Consider the following 20,970-nt stretch of genomic DNA (forward strand, 5'->3'; position numbering starts at 1 on the left):
CCACGAGAGAGGCTCAGGGATGGAACGCCAGGATTCGCCGTCGGCGAAATGGTGGCAGCTCGCCTTCGGCGTGATCTGCATGGCCATGATCGCCAACCTGCAATACGGCTGGACGCTCTTCGTCGATCCCATCGACCAACGCTACCATTGGGGGCGGGCGGCGATCCAGCTCGCCTTCACGTTGTTCGTCGCCACCGAGACCTGGCTGGTGCCCGTGGAGGCCTGGTTCGTGGATCGCTACGGTCCGAGCCTCGTGGTCGCCTTCGGGGGCGTCATGATCGCCCTGGCCTGGACCATCGACGCCTACGCCGACAGCCTGGCGCTGCTCTACCTGGGCGCGGTGGTTGGCGGAATCGGCGCCGGCTCGGTCTACGGCACCTGCGTGGGCAACGCGCTGAAGTGGTTTCCGCATCGCCGCGGCCTGGCCGCCGGCGCCACCGCGGCCGGGTTCGGCGCGGGTGCGGCGATCACGGTCGTGCCGATCGCCCGGATGATCGCCACGAGCGGATACCAGGACGCGTTCCTGTATTTCGGGATCGGCCAGGGTGCGATCGTGCTCGCCCTCGCTTTCCTGCTGCGTAAACCCGTCTCCGCCGCCCCGATCCAGCGCAAGAGCCTGCGCCTGCCTCAGACGAAGGTCGACCGCAGCCCCCGCGAGGCGGTGCGCACGCCGGTCTTCTGGGTGATGTACGCGATGTTCGTCATGGTCGCCTCGGGCGGCCTGATGGCGGCGGCGCAGATCGCCCCGATCGCCCAGGACTTCCACGTGGCCGGCGTCCCGGTGAGCCTGTTCGGCCTCCAGATGGCGGCGCTGACCCTGGCGATCTCCCTGGACCGGATCTTCGACGGCTTCGGCCGGCCGTTCTTCGGCTACGTCTCCGACCATATCGGCCGCGAGAACACGATGTTCATCGCCTTCTCGACGGCGGCGCTCGCGGTGATCGTGCTCCTCACCTACGGCCACCACCCGATGGTGTTCGTGTTCGCCACCGCGGTCTATTTCGGGGTGTTCGGCGAGATCTACTCGCTGTTCCCGGCGACCTGCGGGGATACGTTCGGATCGAAATACGCCGCCAGCAATGCCGGCCTGCTCTACACCGCCAAGGGCACCGCGGCGTTCCTGGTGCCGTTCGCCAGCCTCCTGTCGGCGGCCTACGGCTGGTCGGCGGTGTTCTCGCTGATCATCGGGCTCAACGTCGCCGCCGCCGCGCTCGCGATCTTCCTGCTGCGGCCGCTGCGCGCCCGCTACCTCGCCGAGGCCGAGCATCCTGCGGCGCTCGCCGTCCAGCCGATCCGGGTGGTCTGAGCCACCCCGATACCCGCGACACACCGATGGCCCGGAGCCTGCACCGGGTCGGAACGCCAGAACCGAAGCCGAATTTCCGGGAGACACCGCGATGACCGCACTGGCAAAGATCGTACAGACCGCCCCCGAGATCGAGGCCGAGCCGGATCTCACCGACGGCTTCCACCTCGTCATCGACGCGCTCAAGCTCAACGGCATCGAGACGATCTACGGCGTCCCGGGCATCCCGATCACCGATCTCGGCCGCATGGCCCAGGCCGCGGGGATGCGGGTCGTGTCGTTCCGGCACGAGCAGCATGCGGGCAACGCCGCCGCGATCGCGGGCTTCCTCACCCAGAAGCCGGGCATCTGCCTCACGGTTTCGGCACCGGGCTTCCTGAACGGCCTCACGGCGCTGGCCAACGCCACCACCAATTGCTTCCCGATGATCCTGATCTCGGGCTCCTCTGAGCGCGAGATCGTCGATCTTCAGCAGGGCGACTACGAGGAGATGGACCAGCTCGCCATCGCCAAGCCCCTGTGCAAGGCGGCCTTCCGGGTGCTGCATGCCGCCGATATCGGCATCGGCGTCGCCCGGGCGATCCGTGCGGCCTGCTCGGGGAGGCCCGGCGGCGTCTATCTCGACCTGCCGGCCAAGCTGTTCTCGCAGGTGATGGAGGCCGAGGCCGGCCGGAAGTCGCTGGTGAAGGTGATCGATCCGGCTCCGGCCCAGCGCCCTGCCCCCGACGCCATCGCCCGGGCGCTCGACGTGCTGAAAAATGCCCGCCGTCCGCTGATCGTGCTCGGCAAGGGCGCCGCCTACGCCCAGGCCGACGACGCGATCCGCAGCCTCGTGGAGACCAGCGGCATCCCGTACGTGCCGATGAGCATGGCCAAGGGCCTGTTACCCGACACGCACCCGCTCTCGGCCGGCGCCGCACGCTCGACGGCGCTGAAGGATTCGGACGTGGTGCTGCTGATCGGCGCCCGGCTGAACTGGCTGCTGTCGCACGGCAAGGGCAAGAGCTGGGGCGAGCCGGGCTCGACCAAGTTCATCCAGATCGACATCGAGCCGCGCGAGATGGATTCGAACGTCGAAATCGTGGCGCCCGTGGTCGGCGACATCGCGTCCTGCGTGCAGGCGCTGCTGGACGGCATGGGCCAGGGCTGGCAGCAGCCCCCGGCCGACTGGATCGACACGCTCAAGGCGAAGCGCGAGGCGAACATCGCCAAGATGGCGCCCAAGCTCATGAGCAACGCCTCGCCCATGACCTTCCATGCCGCGCTCGGCGCCCTGCGGACCATCGTGAAGGAGCGGCCCGACGCGATCCTGGTCAACGAAGGCGCCAACACCCTCGACCTCGCCCGGGGCATCATCGACATGTACCAGGCGCGCAAGCGCCTGGATGTCGGCACCTGGGGCATCATGGGCATCGGCATGGGCTTCGCCGTCGCCGCCGCGATCGAGACCGGAAAGCCGGTCCTGTGCGTGGAGGGCGACAGCGCCTTCGGCTTCTCCGGCATGGAGGTCGAGACGGTCTGCCGGTACGGGCTGCCGATCTGCATCGTCGTGTTCAACAACAACGGCATCTACCGCGGCACCGATTCAGACCCGACCGGGCGCGACCCGGCCACCACGGTGTTCGTCAAGGATTCCCGCTACGACAAGATGATGGAGGCGTTCGGCGGCGACGGCTATCACGTCACCTCGCCGGACGAGTTGACCCGTGCGGTCAACGCCGCGATGGATTCCGGGCGGCCCTCGCTCATCAACGCCGTGATCGACCCGGCCGCCGGCAGCGAGAGCGGCAATATCGGCAGCCTCAACCCGCAGAGCGGGATCAAGAAGAAGGCGGTGTGAGGTCGGCCGGACAAAACCCGTCTTGAGGACCCGCGGGCCCCCTCCCCCCTCTGCGGGGGAGGGTGGGCCGGCCGTCAGGCCGGGTCGGGAGAGGGGCAGCGCGACGGTGCAGGGTGTGGCACCCGTCGCACCTTGTCCGGAAGCGGCGCTCCCCTCTCCCGACCCGCTTCGCGGGCCACCCTCCCCCGCAGAGGGGGGAGGGGTATGCAAGTGGGCCGGGCCATAGCGCTCATCTGTCGGCAAAGTAATGTCTTTAGCCTGCACATGAGAAACGACCCCCCGCCCCTCCCCATGGCCCGCCTCGTGCTAAGCTTCGGCGATATTCACCTCAAAGGTGCGCCGACATGCTGACCAGACGATCCTTCGTGGCCCTCTCGGGCGCGGCGCTCGCCGCCCCGGCGCTGGCGCAAGGCACGGCCTCCCGGGTTCTCAAGTTCATCCCGCAGGCCGACCTGACGGTGCTCGACCCGATCTGGACGACGGCCTACGTGACCCGCAACCACGGGCTCGCGGTGTTCGACACGCTGTACGGGACCGATGCCAGCTACGCCGCGCAACCGCAGATGGTCGCCGGCCACGTCGTCGAGGACGACGGCAAGCTGTGGCGGCTGACGCTGCGACCGGGGCTGATCTTCCACGACGGCACGCCGGTCCTGGCCCGCGATTGCGTCGCTAGCATCGGCCGCTGGGCCAAGCGCGACCCGATGGGCCAGACGCTCATGGCCTACACGGACGAGCTCTCGGCCCCCGACGACCGCACCATCCAGTTCCGGTTGAAGAAGCCCTTCCCGCTCCTGCCCGACGCGCTCGGCAAGGTCGGCTCGCCGATCTGCGCCATCATGCCGGAGCGGCTCGCCAAGACGGACGCGTTCACGCAGGTGACCGAGATGGTCGGCAGCGGCCCGTTCCGGTTTAAGGCGGACGAGCGGATGGTCGGCGCCCGCGTCGTCTACGAGCGCTTCGACAAATACGTCCCCCGCGACGGCGGCGAGCCGCAATGGACCTCGGGTCCCAAGCGCGCGTTCCTCGACCGGGTCGAGTGGCATGTGATCCCCGATCAGGCCACCGCCGCCTCGGCCATGCAGACCGGCGAGATGGATTGGTGGGAGCAGCCGCCCGCCGACCTCGTGCCGACCTTGGGCAGCCTGAAGACCTCGATCAAGGACCCGACCGGGCTGATCGGCTGCCTGCGGATGAACCAGCTGCTGCCGCCGTTCGACAACCCGGCGATCCGGCAGGTGCTGCTCAAGGTGGTCGACCAGACCGACTTCATGCAGGCGGTGACCGGCGACGACCCGAAGCTGAGGCACGTCCCGACCGGCTTCTTCTGTCCCGGTCTGCCGATGGCGAGCGAGGCCGGCCTCGACGTGCTGACCGGCAAGCGCGACTTCGACGCCGCCAAGAAGGCGCTCGCGGCGGCCGGCTACAAGGGCGAGAAGGTGGTGCTGATGGGCGCCTCCGACTTCCCGAGCCTGAAGGCGCTGGCCGACGTGGCGGCCGACATGCTGACCCGCGCCGGGTTCAACGTCGATTATCAGGTCATGGATTGGGGCTCGGTGGTCCAGCGGCGGGCCAAGCGCGACCCGATCGCCCAGGGCGGCTGGAGCGTCTTCTGCACCTTCTGGGCCGGGCTCGACCAGGCCAACCCGGCCGTCAGCGCCTTCCTGCGCGGGACCGGGGCCGATGCGCCGGTGGGCTGGCCGACCAGCGCGAAGCTCGAGACGCTCCGCCAGGACTGGCTCGACGCCCCCGATACCGCCGCGCGCAAGACGCTGGCGGACGCCCTGCAGAAGCAGGCCTTCGCGGACGTGCCCTACCTGCCGCTCGGGCAGTACTTCAACCAGACCTCGTACAAGCCTTCGGTGACCGGGGTGCTCGACGGCGTGCCGGTATTCTGGAACGTCAAGAAGGGCTGAGCGGGCGGGTCAGGCCGGGACGGCGTCCACGGGCCTGCTGGCCCGGGCCGGATCGCCGGCCCCGGCATCGGCCATGAGCGCCGGGATCAGGTCCGTCTGCGACACGATCCCGACGAGCCGGCCATCCGGATCGACCACCGGCAGATGGTGCAGGGCCGCCTCCGCCATCCGCAGCACCAGATCGGTGAGCGGCGTGTCCGGCGTCACGGGCTCGACCGCGGTCATGATGTCGGCGGCGCAGCCATGGGGGGCGCGCCCGCGCTCCACGGTCAGCCGCAGACGGCGGCCGAGGCCGAGCCGCGGGCCGCTCCGGTCCCAGGCGGCCTTGTCGAGCAGGTCGGTCTGCGTGACGATCCCGAGTACCCGGGCGCGCTCGTCCGTGACCGGCAGGGCCTTGATCCGGTGGCGGCGCAGCAGCCGCAAGGCCTCCGCCAGGGAATCGTGGGGCGCGAGCCCGATCACGTCCCGGGACATGATGGCCGCGCAGGTGGTCTGCCCCGGGCGGCGCCCGTAGACGCGCATCTGCACCCGCCGCAGGATCTGCTCCAGGTCACTGCGGTCGACGTCGAGCAGCTGGTCGAAATCCTCCAGCGCCGCATCGAGGTCCGAGGCCAGGAAGCCGAGGCGGGAGGATGGGGCCGGGTCGTCGGTGCGCGGGCCGGCCGGGCGCAGGTGGGGATAGGCGCGGCCGGTGAGATTGTTGAACAGCAGGGCCGTGGCCAGCAGCAGCAGCGAGTTGACCGCCACCGGCCAGAGCACGAAGCCGTAGCCGAGCTCCCGGATCGCCGGGCCGCCCAGCACCGCCGTGAGGGCGACGGCGCCGCTCGGCGGGTGCAGGCAGCGCAGGGCCATCATCAGGGCGATCGCCAGCCCGATGGCGACGGACGCGGCCACGAACGGGTCCGGCACCCACAAAGCCGCCGTGACGCCGACCAGGGCAGCCACGAAATTTCCACCGAGGATCGACCAGGGCTGTGCCAGTGGGCTCGCCGGCACCGCGAAGAGCAGGACCGCCGAGGCGCCCATCGGGGCGATCAGCACGGGGGCGGCCGCGGGCCCGATCGCGGCGCGGCAGACCAGGCCGGTGGCCAGAATCCCGAGCAGGGCGCCGGCGGCCGAGCGCAACCGCTCGCGCTGGCTGACGGGGGTCAGCTCCGGAAGGAGACGGCTGAGCAAGGATCGCATCGGGTCCGGATCTCGCACACGAGACGGGACGGCGCAGGGTGCGCCGTCCCGCTTCAGGATTAGAGGTCGGGAGCCGCTTATCAGACCGCGCGGGCCTCGTGCATCGCCTGGATCTGCGTGGCGCTGTAGCCGAGGCCCGTGAGCACCTCGTCGGTGTGCTCGCCGAGCAGCGGCGAGGCCTTCACCTCGACGGTCATGTCGGAGAACTTGATCGGGCTTCCGACGGTCAGGTACGAGCCGAGCTTGGGATGCGGCACCTCGACCACGGTGCCGCTCGCGCGCAGCGACTTGTCCTCGGCGATCTCCTTCATCGACAGCACCGGCGCGCAGGGGATGTCGTAGGTGCGCAGGATGTCCACCGCCTCGAACTTGGTCTTGTCGGCCAGCCATTCCTCGATGGTCTTGAAGATATCGAAGATCTTGTCCTGCCGGGCCCGCGGGGTGTTGTAGGCGGCGTCGGTGATCCACTCCTCCCGGCCGAGCACCTTGCAGATCGGCGCCCAGGCATGGCCCTGGATCGTGAAGTAGATGTAGGCGTTCGGGTCGGTCTCCCAGCCCTTGCACTTGAGCACCCAGCCGGGCTGGCCGCCGCCGCCGGCGTTGCCGCCGCGCGGGACCACGTCCGAGAACTCCCCGTGCGGGTATTGCGGGTATTCCTCGAGGTAGCCCAGCGCGTCGAGGCGCTGCTGGTCGCGTAGCTTCACCCGGCAGAGGTTGATAACCGAATCCTGCATCGACACGGCGACCTTCTGGCCGGTGCCGGTCTTGTTCTTCTGGTGGAGCGCCGTGAGGATGCCGATCGCGAGGTGCATGCCGGTGTTGGAATCACCGAGCGCTGCGGCGCTGACGGTGGGCGGCCCGTCCCAGAAGCCGGTGGTCGAGGCGGCGCCGCCGGCGCATTGGGCGACGTTCTCGTAGACCTTCAGGTCCTCGTAATGGTGCCCGTCGGAGAAGCCCTTCACGGAGGCCAGGATCATCCCGGGATTGAGCTCCTGGATGCGGGCCCAGGAGAAGCCCATCCGGTCGAGCGCTCCGGGACCGAAATTCTCGACCATCACGTCGGAATCCTGGATCAGCTTCTCCAGGACTTCCTTGCCGGCCTGGGTCTTGGTGTCGAGCGTCAGCGAGCGCTTGTTGGAGTTCAGCATCGTGAAGTAGAGCGCGTCGGCATCCTCGACGTGCCTCAGCTGCGTGCGGGTCACGTCGCCGGAGCCCGGCCGCTCCACCTTGATCACGTCCGCGCCGAACCACGCCAGCAGCTGCGTGCAGGCGGGACCGGCCTGGACGTGGGTGAAGTCGATGATCTTGATCCCATCCAACGGCTTGCTCATCTGGCGTTCTCCCATGCACGGTGAGGTTTGCGGTCTTCGGACGGTCCCGTTTGGTATTCAGGATCCGTTCGGAAGGGCTTCGAGTTCGGCCACCCGCTGGCGCAGGCGCTTCTCCTCGGCCCAGCGCTCGGTCTCGTCGCGGATCACCGCAACGATCCCGGTCACCTGGTCCGACGCATCCCGGATCATCCCGACCGTGAAGGCGATGGAGAGCTGGTGGCCGTCCTTATGGATTGCCGGCACCCGGAGGGTCTCCGCTCCGTAGCGGGTGATTCCGGTCCGCATCGTCTTGGCGTAGCCGTCCCAGTGACGGCGCCGGTGCCGCTCGGGCGTGATCAGGTCGAGAGTCTGCCCCAGGGCGTCCGCGGCGGTGAAGCCGAAGATCCGTTCGGCGGCGGGGTTCCAGACCGTGATCGCGCCCTCCGGATCCGCCACCACCACGGCATCGCCGATGGCCGCAACGAAGCCCGCGAGATCGTCCGCGGGCGGACGGTCGAGCACGGTCTCAGCGCCGGCCACGGACAGTCCGACCCCTGCGCTGCCGATGTTCGACGGTCGAGATGCTGTATTGGTCGGAACGAACGAAGCTCGGGTCCGGCATTGCGGTCTCCCTGCGGATACGGCGCTAAAGTTCCGGATGGTCCGGAGCCCCTAGCCGCGTCTCGCTGTGCGTCTTGGCATCTGGTATGCCAGATACCGAGTAACGTCAACCGCAAGGGTTCAAATTGGCATTTTGTTGCAGATCAATCGTATCACCCGCTGGGAGTACGGTGGCGTGCAACGGAGGGCCGATCCACCCGCGTCGTCATCCCAAGGGAAGCCGGGCGCCCCGGCGATCAGCCCAGCCTTGAAACCCGTGGGCTGTCCCAGGTCGCCATGCTGCGCTCGGGATCACGGTGAAGCCGGGGCCCTCATCCGGCTCCCCTACGGGCGCGGTCGGCCCGGCGCCCGGTCTTCTCAGATTCGCCGCTTTCCGGGGGCAGGAGCCGGTCAGCCAGACATCACGGGCCGGCGTTTCGGCAACCCGCCCTGGAGACCACTCGGTGATCCGTTTCGAGAAAGTCAGCAAGGTCTACCGCACCGACGGCCACAAGCGGACGATTCTGGAGCAGGTGTCGTTCACCCTGAAGCCCGGCATCTCCTACGGCATCCTCGGCATCAACGGCGCCGGCAAGTCGACCACGATGCGGCTGATCGCCGGGACCGAGGATCCGACCCGCGGAAGAATCCATCGCGGCCTGCGGATCTCGTGGCCGCTGGGTTTCGCCGGCGGCTTCCATCCCAAGATGACCGGCCGCGACAACGTCATGTTCGTCGCCCGGATCTACGGCGAGGATCCGCGCCGGGTGCTCGACTTCGTCGAGGATTTCTCGGAGCTCGGCAGCTACCTCGACGTGCCGATCTACACCTACTCGTCCGGCATGGGCGCCCGGCTCGCCTTCGGCATGAGCATGGCGATTCCGTTCGACTGCTACCTGATCGACGAGATCACCTCGGTCGGCGACGCGCGCTTCTCCAAGCGCTGCGACGAGGTGTTCTCGCAGCGGCGCAAGAACGCCGACATCATCATGGTCTCGCACTCGATGGAGACGATCCGCCAATGGTGCACGCAGGGCCTCGTCCTGCTCAACGGGCGGGCGATCATCTACGAGGACGTCAACGACGCCATCGAGGTCTATCGGCGCCTCAACGCGTGATCGACCCGACCGGGGAAGACATGCTTTTGCCGCCTCTTCATGAGAGAGGCGTGCGACACGAGCGTTTCGGCGCGGTCGAGGGCCCGGCGACGGGCGGACCGTGGGGGCCGTGGAGGCCAGGGATCACGTCATGAACATGGAGATCCGGAAAGCCGAGGGGCAGCCGGTCACCACTGCGGACCGGCAGCAGGCGATCACCGAATCGTTGCGCCAGATCGCCCGCATGTCGCGGTTCGTGGACCGCAAGAAGGGCATCCGGTCCTACCAGAGCCACGTCAAGAACGACCCCTGGATCCCGATCCTGTTCGTGGTCTGCTTCGTGCTGCCGGCCCTGGCCGGAGCGCTGTATTTCGGCCTGATCGCCTCGGATCGCTACGTGAGCGAGGCGCGGTTCGCGATCCGCCCGGCGCTCGGCACGGCCGACAAGGCGACGCCGGATTCGGTCGGCACCTCGTCGGGCGTCTCGAATCAGATGGTCGCCCAGGACACGCTGATCACCTACGAGTACATCCTCAGCCGGCCGATGCTGGAGATCATCGAGTCGAAGCTGCCGATCCGCGAGTGGTTCAGCCGCGACAGCATCGACTACTTCTCCCGCTTCGATCCCGATAAGCCGATCGAGAAGTTCCTCCGCTACTGGAAGCGCCGGGTCGGCATCGAAGTCGAATCCGGATCCGGCATCATGTCGCTCCAGGTCGAGGCCTTCGACCCGAGCGAGTCCCTCGCCATCGCCCAGGCGGTGATGAAGGAGGCCGAGCGGATGGTGAACGACCTCAGCGTCAAGTCCCGCGAGGACGCCGTCGCGGAGAGCACGCGCGAGTTGAAGCTCGCCGAGGAACGCATGACCAAGATCCGCCTGGCGATGCGCGACCTGCGCAATCGCGAAGGCGTGCTGGACGCGCAGAAGTCCAACGAGGCAAACCTCAAGGTCGTGTCCGAGCTGCGGGCGGCCCGCATCAACCTGGCGGTCCAGCTCGCCATTGGCCAGCGCGACCTCGGCCCGGAATCGCGCCGGATCATCGACATCAAGCAGCAGATCAAGGATCTCGACGAGAACATCGCCAAGATCGAGCGGCAATCGGCCAGCCAGGACCCTGAGCAGAAGCGCCTTCTGTCGGACGCGCTGACCCGGTTCGAGGGGCTCGAGAACGACCGCAAGAACGCCGAGAAGTACTACCAGCAGGTGCTGACCGCCCACGAGCGGGCCCGCATCGTCGCCGCCAGGCAGATCGAGTTCTTCAGCCCGATCGTCGAGCCGGTGAAGGCGCAATCCTCGGTCGAGCCGCGGCGGATGTTGATGATCAGCCTCGTCACCGCGGGCGCCGCCGTCCTGTTCGCGGCCTCGATGTTCGCCCGCAAGATGATGGCCTGAGGACGGGCGCCCGGTTCGGCACGGATAGGGCGCGTCGCGCGCTCAGGCGCTCAAGCGCCCGAGGCGGCCTTGGCGGACGCGTCGCCGGTCCAGCCCTGGGCCCGCCAGCCTTCGGCACGCTCGTCGAGGTCGATCGAGCCGCCGCGGTCGAGGATCGCCATCACCCGGTCGGCCTGGTGATCTTCGGCCTGCACAGTCACGAGGGTTCCGCCGCGGCGCACGCCTTCGGCATAAGTCTGGGCCTCGTCCTCGCTGAGGCCGGCGCCCGTGAGCCCACCGATCAGCCCGCCCGCGGCGGCGCCGACCCCGGCTCCCGCGGCGGCCGCCACCAGCCAGCCCGCTGCGACCACCGGCCCGAGTCCGGGGATCGCCAGCAGCCCGAGCCCCGCCAGCAGCCCGGCGCCCCGCCCAGGACCGTCCCGACGGTGGCGCCGGTCCCGGCCGCATCCACCGGGTCGACCACGTCGAGCTGGGGTTCGCCGAAGGGCTCGTCCCGGGGCACGGCCGGCTCGGCGCGGTTTGCCAGGATGCTGATGGCGCTATGCGGGATCCCCGCAGCCTCGAGCTGTTCGACCACGGTGGTGGCGGTATCGTACTCGTCGAACAGGGCGGTGAGGACGCGGGCGGCCATGGACGTTCTCTCGATCGGCGGGCTGCCGCCCGGTTTCGTGACGCGGCAGCGGGCATCCCACCCGACCGCCGGGACGATCTGATCGCCCCCCGATCAAGTGGCGAACGCAGTGCGGGTTCCCGCCTGGGCCTGGGGGTTTCTTAACGGCGCGCTAACCATCCGCTCGGCAGATCTTGCCGAGTGCGCTCCCGGGATTCCCCGCGGGCACGCGGGATGGATCGAGCACGATGGCGGAGTCGGCGAGCGCGCCGGTTAAGGGCGGGTCTTTCGGCGGGGCTGCATCGTCGGTCCTGAGCCAGCTCGCGCTGCCCACCCGCGGCGACCTCCACGCGCTGTCCAAGCGCTCGGACCTCATGTTCGCCACCGGCGTCATGGGCATCTTGGCGGTGCTGATCTTCCCGTTGCCGGCGGTACTGCTCGACCTGCTGCTGGCGGTCTCGATCATCACCTCCGTGCTGATCATGATGACCGGCCTGTCGATCGACAACCCGCTGGAATTCACCGTCTTCCCGACGCTGCTGCTGATCGCCACGATGCTGCGGCTGGCGCTGAACCTCGCCTCGACCCGCCTGATCCTGGGCCACGGCCACGAAGGGACGGCGGCGGCCGGCCACGTCATCGAGGCGTTCGGCAACTTCGTGATGGGCGGCAACTTCGTCATCGGGATCATCGTGTTCGCGATCCTGATCATCGTGAACTTCGTGGTCATCACGAAGGGCTCGGGGCGCATCGCCGAGGTCGCGGCGCGCTTTACCCTCGACGCGATGCCCGGCAAGCAGATGGCGATCGACGCCGACCTCTCGGCCGGCCTGATCGACGAGAAGGTGGCCAAGGCCCGCCGCTCCGCCCTCGAAGAGGAATCGTCGTTCTTCGGTGCCATGGACGGCGCCTCGAAATTCGTGCGCGGCGACGCGGTGGCGGCCCTGCTGATCACGTTCATCAACGTGGTCGGCGGCATCGTCATCGGCGTGGCGCAGCAGGGTATGAGCTTCGGCGACGCAGCCAAGAGCTACACCCTGCTCACCATCGGCGACGGGCTGGCCAGCCAGGTCCCGGCCCTGATCGTCTCGACCGCGGCCGGCATCCTGGTGTCGAAGGCGGGCGTGAAAGGGTCGGCCGACAAGGCGCTGGGCAAGCAGCTCGCACATTACCCCAAGGCGCTGGGCATGTCGGCGGCCGTCATGTTCCTGATCGCGCTCCTGCCCGGCATGCCGATGCTGCCGTTCCTGCTGCTCGGCGGCGGGGCGGGCTACGCCGCGTGGCGCACCAACAAGACGGCCAACGAGGCCCCGCCGCTCGACGCGGAGGGCGTCCCGATGGACGCCAAGGCCGTCGCGGCCGCGGCCACTGCCAAGGAGGAGACCGTCACCGACCTCCTGAAGCTCGACGACCTGAAGCTTGAGATGGGCTACGCGCTGCTCGCCCTGGTCAACGGCGAAGGCCAGGACCGGCTCACGGATCAGATCAAGGCCCTGCGCCGCCAGCTCGCGGCGGAACTCGGCTTCGTGATGCCCTCGGTCCGCATCCTCGACAACGTCCAGCTCGATGCCAACTCCTACGTGGTGCGGGTCAAGGAGATCGAGGCCGGCACCGGCCGGATCTTCCCGGGCCAGTTCATGGCCATGGACCCGATGGGCGGCCAGGTTCAGCTGCCCGGCCAGCACATGCTGGAGCCCACCTTCGGCCTGCCGGCGACCTGGATCGACGCGTCCCTGCGCGATCAGGCGCAGCTCAAGGGCTACACGGTGGTGGACGCCGCCACCGTGGTCTCGACCCACCTCACCGAGTTGATCAAGGCGCACGTCTCCGAGCTGCTCAACCACGTCGAGGTCTCGAAGCTGCTGCGCGAGCTGCCGAAGGAGCACGCCGAGCTGCTCAAGGAGATCATGCCCTCGCAGATCTCGACCACCGGCGTGCAGCGGGTGCTGCAGTTCCTGCTCTCCGAGCGCGTGTCGATCCGCGACCTCGGGGCGATCGTGGAGGGCATCGCGGAGGTGGCCGGCGCGGTGAAGAACCCGCGCGACGTGGTCGAGCATGTCCGCGCCCGGCTCGGCCGGCAGATCTGCGCCCAGTACCAGGACCAGAACGGCACCCTGCCGATCATCACCCTGTCGCCCGCCTGGGAGCAGGCCTTCATGGAATCGATCGTGGGCGAGCGCGAGGAGCGCTACTTGGCGATGCAGCCCTCGAAGCTCAGCGAGTTCGTCACCGCGGTCCGCGACCGCTTCGAGGCCGCGGCCCGCCAGGGCGAGATGCCGGTGCTGGTGACCTCGGCACAATCCCGGCCGTTCGTGCGCTCGATCATCGAGCGCTTCCGCCGGGAGACCCCGGTGATGAGCCAGGCCGAGATCCACCCGCGGGCGCGGCTGCGCACCGTGGGCTCGATCTAAGGGGGCGGCGTCGATGGCCTGCTCAAGGCAGGCTCAGCGTGCAAGACTCGTCGCTCAAGGGGTTTGGAGTTGGGCTAACGACGCGGCGCCCACCTTGTCATCCCGGGGCCGCAAAGCGGAGCCCGGGCTCCATAATCGCCGAGGGATCAAGACCTTGCACGGCCGGCGCCTCTGGATTCCGGGCTCGCCTCCGGCGCCCCGGAATGACACGGTGGCTTATCCTCCAGGCGTTGCCTCATTGGCTCAGGACATCACCCGAGCCCCCACGAAACGTCCACGGCAGACGTTCTGCCACGCCAGCCCAACCAGCTTCTCCGCCTTAGACCGCCTTCTGCTTCAGCTCGCGCTCAAGCTCGTGCGCGTCGAGCCCGGGCACGACCACCGGGGGCTCCGGCACGGTCGAAGGCACCGCGGTCGGCGAGCCGATGGCGGCGGCGAGGCGGGAGCGCTCGAAGAGCACGACGACGATCACCGAGATCAGCGCCGGGATCCAGAAGTAGAAGATCCGGAAGATGATCACCGCCGCGATGATCGCGTCCTTCTGGGCGTCGTCGGTAATGTGCATCGCGGTGATGAACACGATCTCGAACACGCCGAGGCCGCCGGGGGCATGCGAGGCGAGCGCCACCGAGAACGAGGCCAGGAAGATCGCGAGCACCGGGATGAAGCCGGGGTTCATCGCATCCGGCAGCGCGAAGTAGATGATGCCGGCCGCGCCCAGAAGCTCCAGCGGTGCCGCCAGCAGCTGGCGGGCCATGATGCCGGGCCGGGGATATTCCAGCTTGAACGAGCGGATGTGCAGCGGCCGCATGTGCAGGATCGAGCCGAGCACGTACAGGGCCACGAAGCCCAGCATGCCGAAGCCGACCACCAGGGCGGTCTTGGGGTCGGTGAGGAAGCCGGGGAGCCGGCCCTCGAGGCGCGTCAGCAGGTGAGGATCCACCACCAGGGTGAAGCCGCCGAGCAGGATCGTGCCGAGGAAGAAGGTGAAGGAGCACAGGGCCACCAGCACGGCGACCTGCGCGGCCGAGAGGCCCTTGGCCGTGTAGGCCCGGTAGCGCACCAGGGCGCCGGAAAACACCGAGGCGCCGATGTTATGCGAGAGCGCGTAGGTGGTGAAGGAGCATAGGGACACGAACAACCACGAGATGTGGTTGACGCCGAGGTGCAGCAACGCGATCCGGTCGTACCAGGCGAGCGCGGCGTAAGCCACGAGGGTCGAGAGCGCTGCGAGCAGGATCCGGTGCGGCGGGATCGCCAGGATTGCGGACCAGATCGCCGCCAGCGACGTCGTCTTCAACTCTTGATAGAGGAAGTAGCCCGATATCACGACCGCTGCGAGGCCGATCAACGGCCAGATGAAATCGCTGAGCTTCTTCATGTACACCGACGCCCCGGGGAGAGCCCCTGATGCGCCGCCATGCAACGCGCCGCAAGCGGATCGAGGCCATCCCGATTTCCCTTGTCAGGTGATCGTGACGGTTTCGTGCCGCGTTGCCGGCACATCACACGCGGACCCTGCGGTCGAGCCGCCGAAGAGGATGCAACGCGTGGGTGCGCGAGCAGCCGGACAGCGGGTCAGCCCCGGGCGCGGTTGAGCCCGATCCCGTCCATGGCGGCCTGGTCCCGGATCGCCTCCGCGGCGCGCTCGGCGGTCCGCTCGCGGTCGTTCAGGATCTCTACCTTCTTGAGTTCCTCAAACGCCTCTCCGAGCTCGGCCTTGGCCTCGGCCAGCTGGCCTTCGAGCGCCTGAGCGGACTGGCGCATGTTGTCCCGGCGGCCGGCGGCGGCGCGGGCGTAGGTCGGGTAGGCGAAATGCCCGACATCGGTGATGCCGGCGCGCGCTTCCTCGACGGCGACCTCGCGGTCGAGTTCCACCGCCATGCGCTGGAAGTCCGCCATCATCATCTCGATCTGGGTCACACGCCGGCGCTTCTCGTCAACCTGGAAGCGGCGCAGCCGGATCAGCGTGTCACGCGATTTCATTGGGACGCTCACTCCACGCAACGCTCAGGGCCGCGCCAAGGACCATGCCCGGCCCGTGCCCCAAACAGGATCGCGAACGCGAACCTGCTCAGACCCTAGTTCCGCATCATCGAATACACCCAAGCGGTTACCGCTTCGCTGCATGATGCCTAGGCTATGCCGACGATCTGGCTAAGCCGTGCGTAACCATCGCCGATGGACGTTGCTTCTTCCTTACCCTGCCCCAGAAAAGCCTCAAGCTGAGGCATGAGCGCCACGGCCTCGTCGACCTCCTGGGACGAGCCCGCCCGGTAGGCGCCCAGGCGGATCAGCTCCTCCATGTCGGCGTAGGTGGAGAGCACCCGACGGGCCCGGCGCACCACCGGCAGGTAGGCCGGATCGCAGGAACGCGGCATGGTGCGGGAGACCGAGCGCAGCACGTTGATCGCCGGATAGCGCCCGCGCTCGGCGATGGCCCGTTCCATGACGATGTGCCCGTCCAGGATGCCGCGGACCGCATCCGCCACCGGCTCGTTGTGGTCGTCGCCCTCGACGAGCACGGTGAACAGCGCCGAGATCGTGCCGAGGCCGACCCCGGGTCCCGCACGCTCCAGCAGGCGCGGCAGCTCGGAGAAGACGGTCGGGGTGTAGCCCTTGGCCGTGGGCGGCTCGCCCGCCGCGAGGCCGATGTCGCGCTGGGCCATGGCGAAGCGGGTGATCGAATCGATCATGCACAGCACCTTCGCGCCCTGGTCGCGGAAGTGCTCGGCCACCGAGAGGGTCACGTAGGCGGCGTTGCGGCGCATGAGCGCCGGCTCGTCGGAGGTCGCCACCACCACCACCGAGCGGGCGAGGCCGGCGGCGCCGAGATCGTCCTGCAGGAACTCCTGCACCTCGCGGCCGCGCTCGCCCACGAGGCCGATCACCGCCACGTCGGCGGCGGTGTAGCGGGCGAGCATCGACAGCAGCACCGACTTGCCGACGCCGGAGCCGGCGAAGATGCCCATCCGCTGGCCGGCGCACATGGTCAGGAAGGTGTTGATGCACCGGACCCCGAGATCCAGCGGGCCGCCGACCCGGGTGCGGGCATGGGCGGGGGGCGGGTCGGCGCGCAGGGAGTAGACATCCGGCCCCCGCGGCAGGGGTCCGAGCCCGTCCACGGGTCGGCCGAGGGCGTCGACCACCCGGCCGAGCCAGGCGCCGCAGGGCCGGATGGCTCCGGCCGATTCGTCGCGCACGTAGGCGGGGCAGCCCCGGCGGACGCCTTCCAGGGACCCGAACGGCATCGCCAGCGCGCGGTCACCCTGGAAACCGATGATCTCGCACGGCACCAGCCCGAGGCCGTTGGCGCCCTCCACGTCGATCCGGCCGCCGAGCCGCATGGCCGCCACCGGGCCGGCGACCTCGACCAGGAGGCCGCGGATCGCGACGACCCGGCCGAACGTCTCCAGCACCTCGACGCGGTCGAGGGCCGCCTGGGCCGCGGCGAGACTGGTAACGGACCTTGCCGGATCCTGTGTCATCGGCGTGGCTCTCAACGCTTCGTTTACCGGCCTCCTTAACACTGCGGTCATCGGGCTCGTAGCGGCTCGGTCCGGGCTCCGGCGCCAGCCGGACTTCACGAAGTCGTGCGTCTGTGGCCGCAGGGTCACAGCCGGGACCGATTCGTTACGGGGGAGACACTTACGTCCAAGCGCGTGGGCGGACCGGTCGCAATCGGAGCGGAATCGCGGCCCCGGGCGGGGGTGGAGGGACCTGGTTCCTCCCGCCAAGCTCGGGGCTCGATGAACGAGACGCTTGCGGGTGGGAATCAGGTTTTGTTAACGATTAATCCATAGCGTTCCACGTCAAGAGCGACGGAGCGCCCGTCCACAGGCCGGTGGCGGGTGTCAGTGGGGACGTGTCTGCGCGCTGATGCGGCCGGCAGGGCTGGGGACCGACGATGCGGGTACTTCTGATCGAGGACGATAGCGCGACAGCGCAGAGCATCGAGTTGATGCTCAAGTCCGAGAACTTCAACACCTATACGACCGACCTTGGCGAAGAAGGCATAGACCTCGGCAAGCTCTACGATTACGACATCATCCTCCTCGACTTGAACCTGCCCGACATGTCGGGCTACGAGGTGCTGCGCAACCTGCGCGTGGCGAAGGTGAAGACGCCGATCCTGATCCTCTCCGGCATGGCCGGGATCGAGGACAAGGTGAAGGGTCTGGGCTTCGGGGCCGACGACTACCTCACCAAGCCGTTCCACAAGGACGAGCTGGTCGCCCGCATCCACGCCATCGTGCGCCGGTCGAAGGGCCACGCCCAGTCGGTGATCACCACCGCCGACCTGATCGTGAACCTCGACCAGAAGACCGTCGAGGTCGGCGGCGCCCGGGTGCACCTCACCGGCAAGGAGTACCAGATGCTGGAACTCCTCTCGCTGCGGAAGGGCACGACGCTCACCAAGGAGATGTTCCTCAACCATCTCTACGGCGGCATGGACGAGCCCGAGCTGAAGATCATCGACGTCTTCATCTGCAAGCTGCGCAAGAAGCTCGCCAACGCCAGCCAGGGCAAGAACTACATCGAGACCGTCTGGGGCCGCGGCTACGTGCTGCGCGAGCCGATGGACGCCGAAGAGCGCATGGCGGTCTGATCCTCCCGGATCACCGCCACGTTCGAAAAACCCCGTGCGGCTCGGCCGCGCGGGGTTTTCGCTTTTTGGGGCCTACCGGACCCCGGTCGCGGAGAAGACCTGGGCGGCCGGCGCCACCACGACGTAGCCGCCGCACGGCGCGGTCCGGGTGATCACAGCGCTGGCGACACCCCAGACATAGATCCCGCCGCGATCCTGCGCGACGACCGGGCCGCCGGAATCGCCGAAGCAGATCCGGGCGCCGTTCGCCCGGGCGATGGTCAGGCCGGTGTTGCTGGCCGCGACCGGCGTCAGGGTCGCGGTGCGCAGGCGCCCGACACCCCGCCCGGACAGGCCGGCCCCCGCGATCCGCAGGCTCTTGGGCACGCGCCGGGGATCGGCCGCGAGCGGCACCGGGCGCCGGTCGCGCACCGGCTCGGTCAGGCGCAGGACCGCGAGGTCGAGGGACAGATCGGCGAGGCTCACGTCGGGCGCCGCGTTCGGCAGCATCTCACCGGGATCGGGGCTGTAGCGGGCCGCGACCCGGGCGCCGTAGACCGGACGCGCCGGCTCGGTGCCGCGGAAGAACACCACGAGGGCGCCGAGCGGATCGCCGTTCACGCAATGCGCCGCGGTGAGCACGAGGTCCGGGGCGATCAGGATCCCGGTGCAGCGCGTGAGCCTCAGCGCCTCCTCGGGCTGGGTGATGGTGCCGATGGCGACGGTGGCCTGCGCCAGCGCATCCCGTCCCGCCGGCGCCCCGCCGTCGATGGCGTCGGCCGGCCCGGCGAGGCCGAGCCCGACCGCCAATGCGAGACCCGCTCCGATAATCCTGAATGCCGTCACGCGCGACCCTTCTGCCCCCAGCCCCACAATCACAGATGCGCGAACACACAATCGGTGCAAGCGGGCGAGAGGACGCGGTCAAGGTCATCGCGTCACTGGCTTTTTCAGCGACCGATCGCGATGCCTCGAACGGGCCCTGCCGCCAGGATGACCGCTGGCGACGCTTTCAATCGCCCCGTCGTTCCGGGGCGCCGCAGGCGAGCCCTGGATGACGGGGTGAAGGCTTGAACCTCAGGGCGCCTGCCAAACCGCAAAAATCATTCGATGCTCGGACGCGGCTCCCCCAAGGACGCGGCGGTCAGCGCGCCACGGTCCAGGTGCTTGTGCCGTCCTTGTTGTCCTTCACGGACACCCCCATCGCGGCGAGGGCGTCCCGGGCGCGGTCGGAGGCGGGCCAGTCCTTGGCGGCCCGGGCTGCCTTGCGCTGCGCGATGAGCGCCTCGACGGCGGGTACGTCGACCCCGGACGCCGCGACCTGATCGTGCTCGCGGGCGCTGCGGGTGCGGGCGAGCAGGCCGAACAGGTGCGCGCCGGCCCGCAGGGCGGCTGCGTCGTCGGTCAGTCCGTGCAGCGCGTTGATCGCCGCCGGGGTGTTGAGGTCGTCGCAGAGCGCCTCGACCACCGTGCCCGGGGCGGTCTCGGCGGCCAGGGCATCCCCGGCCGCGTTGTACCAGCGGTCGAGCACGCGGCTCGATTCCTCGAGCCCGCGCAGGGTCCAGTCGATCGGCTGCCGGTAGTGCGTCCTGAGCATGGTCAGGCGCACGACCTCGCCCGGCCAGTCGTTCAGCACGTCGCGGATGGTGATGAAGTTGCCCAGCGATTTGGACATCTTCTCCCCCTCCACCTGCAGGAAGCCGTTGTGCAGCCAGACATTGGCCATCACGGGCGTCCCGAAGCAGCAGCGGGACTGCGCCACCTCGTTCTCGTGGTGGGGGAAGATCAAGTCGATGCCGCCGGCGTGGATGTCGAAGGTTTTGCCGAGGTGCTTGGCCGACATCGCGGAGCACTCGATGTGCCAGCCGGGCCGACCGGGCTCGGCGATGCCGGCGGGTGACGGCCAGGACGGCTCGCCGGGCTTCGACGGCTTCCACAGCACGAAGTCGAGGGGCGAGCGCTTGTAGGGCGCGACCTCGACCCGGGCGCCGGCCTCCATCTCGTCGAGGGGCCGCTTCGAGAGACGGCCGTACTCGGGCATGGCCGGGACGTCGAACAGCACGTGCCTCTCCGCCACGTAGGCGTGCCCTCCGGCCACCAGCGCGTCGATCATCGCGCGCATCTCGGCGATGTGATCGGTGGCGCGGGGCTCGATGAAGCGGGGCGGCGCGCCCGGAGCGTTCACATCCTCGGGCCCGAGGACGCCGAGGTCGCCGATATCCCGGTGGAACTGCGCGAGCGTGCCATCGGTGAGTTCACGGATGGTGATGCCGCGCTCGGCCGCGCGGGCGTTGATCTTGTCGTCCACGTCCGTGACGTTGCGCGCATAGGTGACGTGGCCCGGCCCGTAGAGGTGGCGCAGCAAGCGGAACAGCAGGTCGAAGACGATGATCGGGCGCGCGTTGCCGATATGGGCCGCGTCGTAGACGGTCGGGCCGCAGGCATACATCCGCACATGGGCGGGATCGATCGGCGCGAACGCCTCCTTGGCACCGCTGAGCGTGTTGTAGAGCCGCAACATCGGCGCCATGAAACTCATCCCCTTCCGGCGCCGCGGCCGAATCCCGGCGCCGCGCCGTCGCCGGAAAACCGGCCCTGCCTTCAACGACCTGCGGGCCCTGCGACGCGAAGAACGGCCGAACCGTGACGGCTCGGGTCCCGCCGCGGCGGTTCGCTGTTGCACTGCGGCGACGGTGCCGCCCGCCCGATGGGGC

The 20,970-nt window shown here is 68.9% G+C and carries 15 protein-coding genes and 1 pseudogene; 7 read left to right on the forward strand and 9 right to left on the reverse strand.

The features are described from left to right. Window positions 1-19: 19 nt before the first annotated feature. From oxlT to FVA80_RS17185, 3 genes are all read left to right on the forward strand, one after another. Window positions 20-1,306 carry an oxalate/formate MFS antiporter gene (gene oxlT, locus FVA80_RS17170; RefSeq protein ID WP_147909848.1) on the forward strand — a complete coding sequence of 429 codons (1,287 nt, stop codon included), beginning with the start codon at window positions 20-22 and terminating at the stop codon, window positions 1,304-1,306. A 91-nt stretch (window positions 1,307-1,397) separates the two neighbouring features. After that, the gene (gene oxc, locus FVA80_RS17175; RefSeq protein WP_147909847.1) at window positions 1,398-3,146 is read left to right on the forward strand and encodes an oxalyl-CoA decarboxylase; all 1,749 of its coding nucleotides are present in this window, start codon (window positions 1,398-1,400) and stop codon (window positions 3,144-3,146) included. A 344-nt stretch (window positions 3,147-3,490) separates the two neighbouring features. Further along, window positions 3,491-5,062 (forward strand): ABC transporter substrate-binding protein, encoded by a 1,572-nt coding sequence (locus FVA80_RS17185; protein ID WP_147909967.1) that lies wholly within the window; start codon window positions 3,491-3,493, stop codon window positions 5,060-5,062. Between the two features lie 9 nt (window positions 5,063-5,071). On the opposite strand, the gene FVA80_RS17190 is transcribed toward FVA80_RS17185, so the two are convergent. From FVA80_RS17190 to FVA80_RS17200, 3 genes are all read right to left on the reverse strand, one after another. Beyond that, window positions 5,072-6,247: an HPP family protein gene (locus FVA80_RS17190; protein ID WP_147909968.1), complete on the reverse strand. Its 1,176-nt coding sequence runs from the start codon at window positions 6,245-6,247 to the stop codon at window positions 5,072-5,074. 80 nt (window positions 6,248-6,327) lie between these two features. After that, on the reverse strand, window positions 6,328-7,578 hold the full coding sequence (gene frc, locus FVA80_RS17195; protein WP_147909969.1) for a formyl-CoA transferase: 1,251 nt from the start codon (window positions 7,576-7,578) through the stop codon (window positions 6,328-6,330). 57 nt (window positions 7,579-7,635) lie between these two features. Beyond that, entirely contained in the window at window positions 7,636-8,079 is a 444-nt protein-coding gene (locus FVA80_RS17200; protein WP_147909980.1) for a PAS domain S-box protein, read from the reverse strand. Window positions 8,080-8,621: 542 nt separating this feature from the next. Here FVA80_RS17200 and FVA80_RS17205 point away from each other — a divergent pair. Next, window positions 8,622-9,275, forward strand: coding sequence for an ABC transporter ATP-binding protein (locus tag FVA80_RS17205; RefSeq protein ID WP_007566489.1), 654 nt, complete (start codon window positions 8,622-8,624; stop codon window positions 9,273-9,275). 130 nt (window positions 9,276-9,405) lie between these two features. Then, window positions 9,406-10,647: a capsule biosynthesis protein gene (locus FVA80_RS17210; RefSeq protein WP_147909970.1), complete on the forward strand. Its 1,242-nt coding sequence runs from the start codon at window positions 9,406-9,408 to the stop codon at window positions 10,645-10,647. 50 nt (window positions 10,648-10,697) lie between these two features. Here the strand turns inward: FVA80_RS17210 and FVA80_RS17215 are convergent. Beyond that, window positions 10,698-11,278: pseudogene (locus tag FVA80_RS17215) on the reverse strand (hypothetical protein). A 227-nt stretch (window positions 11,279-11,505) separates the two neighbouring features. Here FVA80_RS17215 and flhA point away from each other — a divergent pair. Further along, window positions 11,506-13,668 (forward strand): flagellar biosynthesis protein FlhA, encoded by a 2,163-nt coding sequence (gene flhA / locus FVA80_RS17220; RefSeq protein ID WP_147909972.1) that lies wholly within the window; start codon window positions 11,506-11,508, stop codon window positions 13,666-13,668. A gap of 319 nt (window positions 13,669-13,987) precedes the next feature. Here flhA and FVA80_RS17225 read toward each other — a convergent pair whose 3' ends face one another. The 3 genes from FVA80_RS17225 to fliI all read right to left on the reverse strand — a co-directional run bounded on the left by FVA80_RS17225 (window position 13,988) and on the right by fliI (window position 17,156). Further along, a complete protein-coding gene (locus FVA80_RS17225) occupies window positions 13,988-15,049 on the reverse strand; it encodes a lysylphosphatidylglycerol synthase domain-containing protein (protein WP_147909973.1) in 1,062 nt (353 codons plus the stop codon). 197 nt (window positions 15,050-15,246) lie between these two features. Then, entirely contained in the window at window positions 15,247-15,654 is a 408-nt protein-coding gene (gene fliJ, locus FVA80_RS17230; RefSeq protein WP_007566480.1) for a flagellar export protein FliJ, read from the reverse strand. A gap of 149 nt (window positions 15,655-15,803) precedes the next feature. Then, the gene (gene fliI, locus FVA80_RS17235) at window positions 15,804-17,156 is read right to left on the reverse strand and encodes a flagellar protein export ATPase FliI (protein WP_147909974.1); all 1,353 of its coding nucleotides are present in this window, start codon (window positions 17,154-17,156) and stop codon (window positions 15,804-15,806) included. A 419-nt stretch (window positions 17,157-17,575) separates the two neighbouring features. Here fliI and FVA80_RS17240 point away from each other — a divergent pair, with 419 nt between their 5' ends. Then, window positions 17,576-18,277, forward strand: coding sequence for a response regulator transcription factor CtrA (locus tag FVA80_RS17240; RefSeq protein ID WP_147857559.1), 702 nt, complete (start codon window positions 17,576-17,578; stop codon window positions 18,275-18,277). 72 nt (window positions 18,278-18,349) lie between these two features. Here FVA80_RS17240 and FVA80_RS17245 read toward each other — a convergent pair whose 3' ends face one another. Next, window positions 18,350-19,102, reverse strand: coding sequence for a trypsin-like serine protease (locus FVA80_RS17245; RefSeq protein ID WP_147909975.1), 753 nt, complete (start codon window positions 19,100-19,102; stop codon window positions 18,350-18,352). A 298-nt stretch (window positions 19,103-19,400) separates the two neighbouring features. After that, a complete protein-coding gene (cysS, locus tag FVA80_RS17250) occupies window positions 19,401-20,786 on the reverse strand; it encodes a cysteine--tRNA ligase (protein WP_147909976.1) in 1,386 nt (461 codons plus the stop codon). Window positions 20,787-20,970: the final 184 nt, after the last annotated feature.

The sequence above is a fragment of the Methylobacterium sp. WL1 genome (genome assembly GCF_008000895.1).
Lineage (GTDB): Bacteria > Pseudomonadota > Alphaproteobacteria > Rhizobiales > Beijerinckiaceae > Methylobacterium.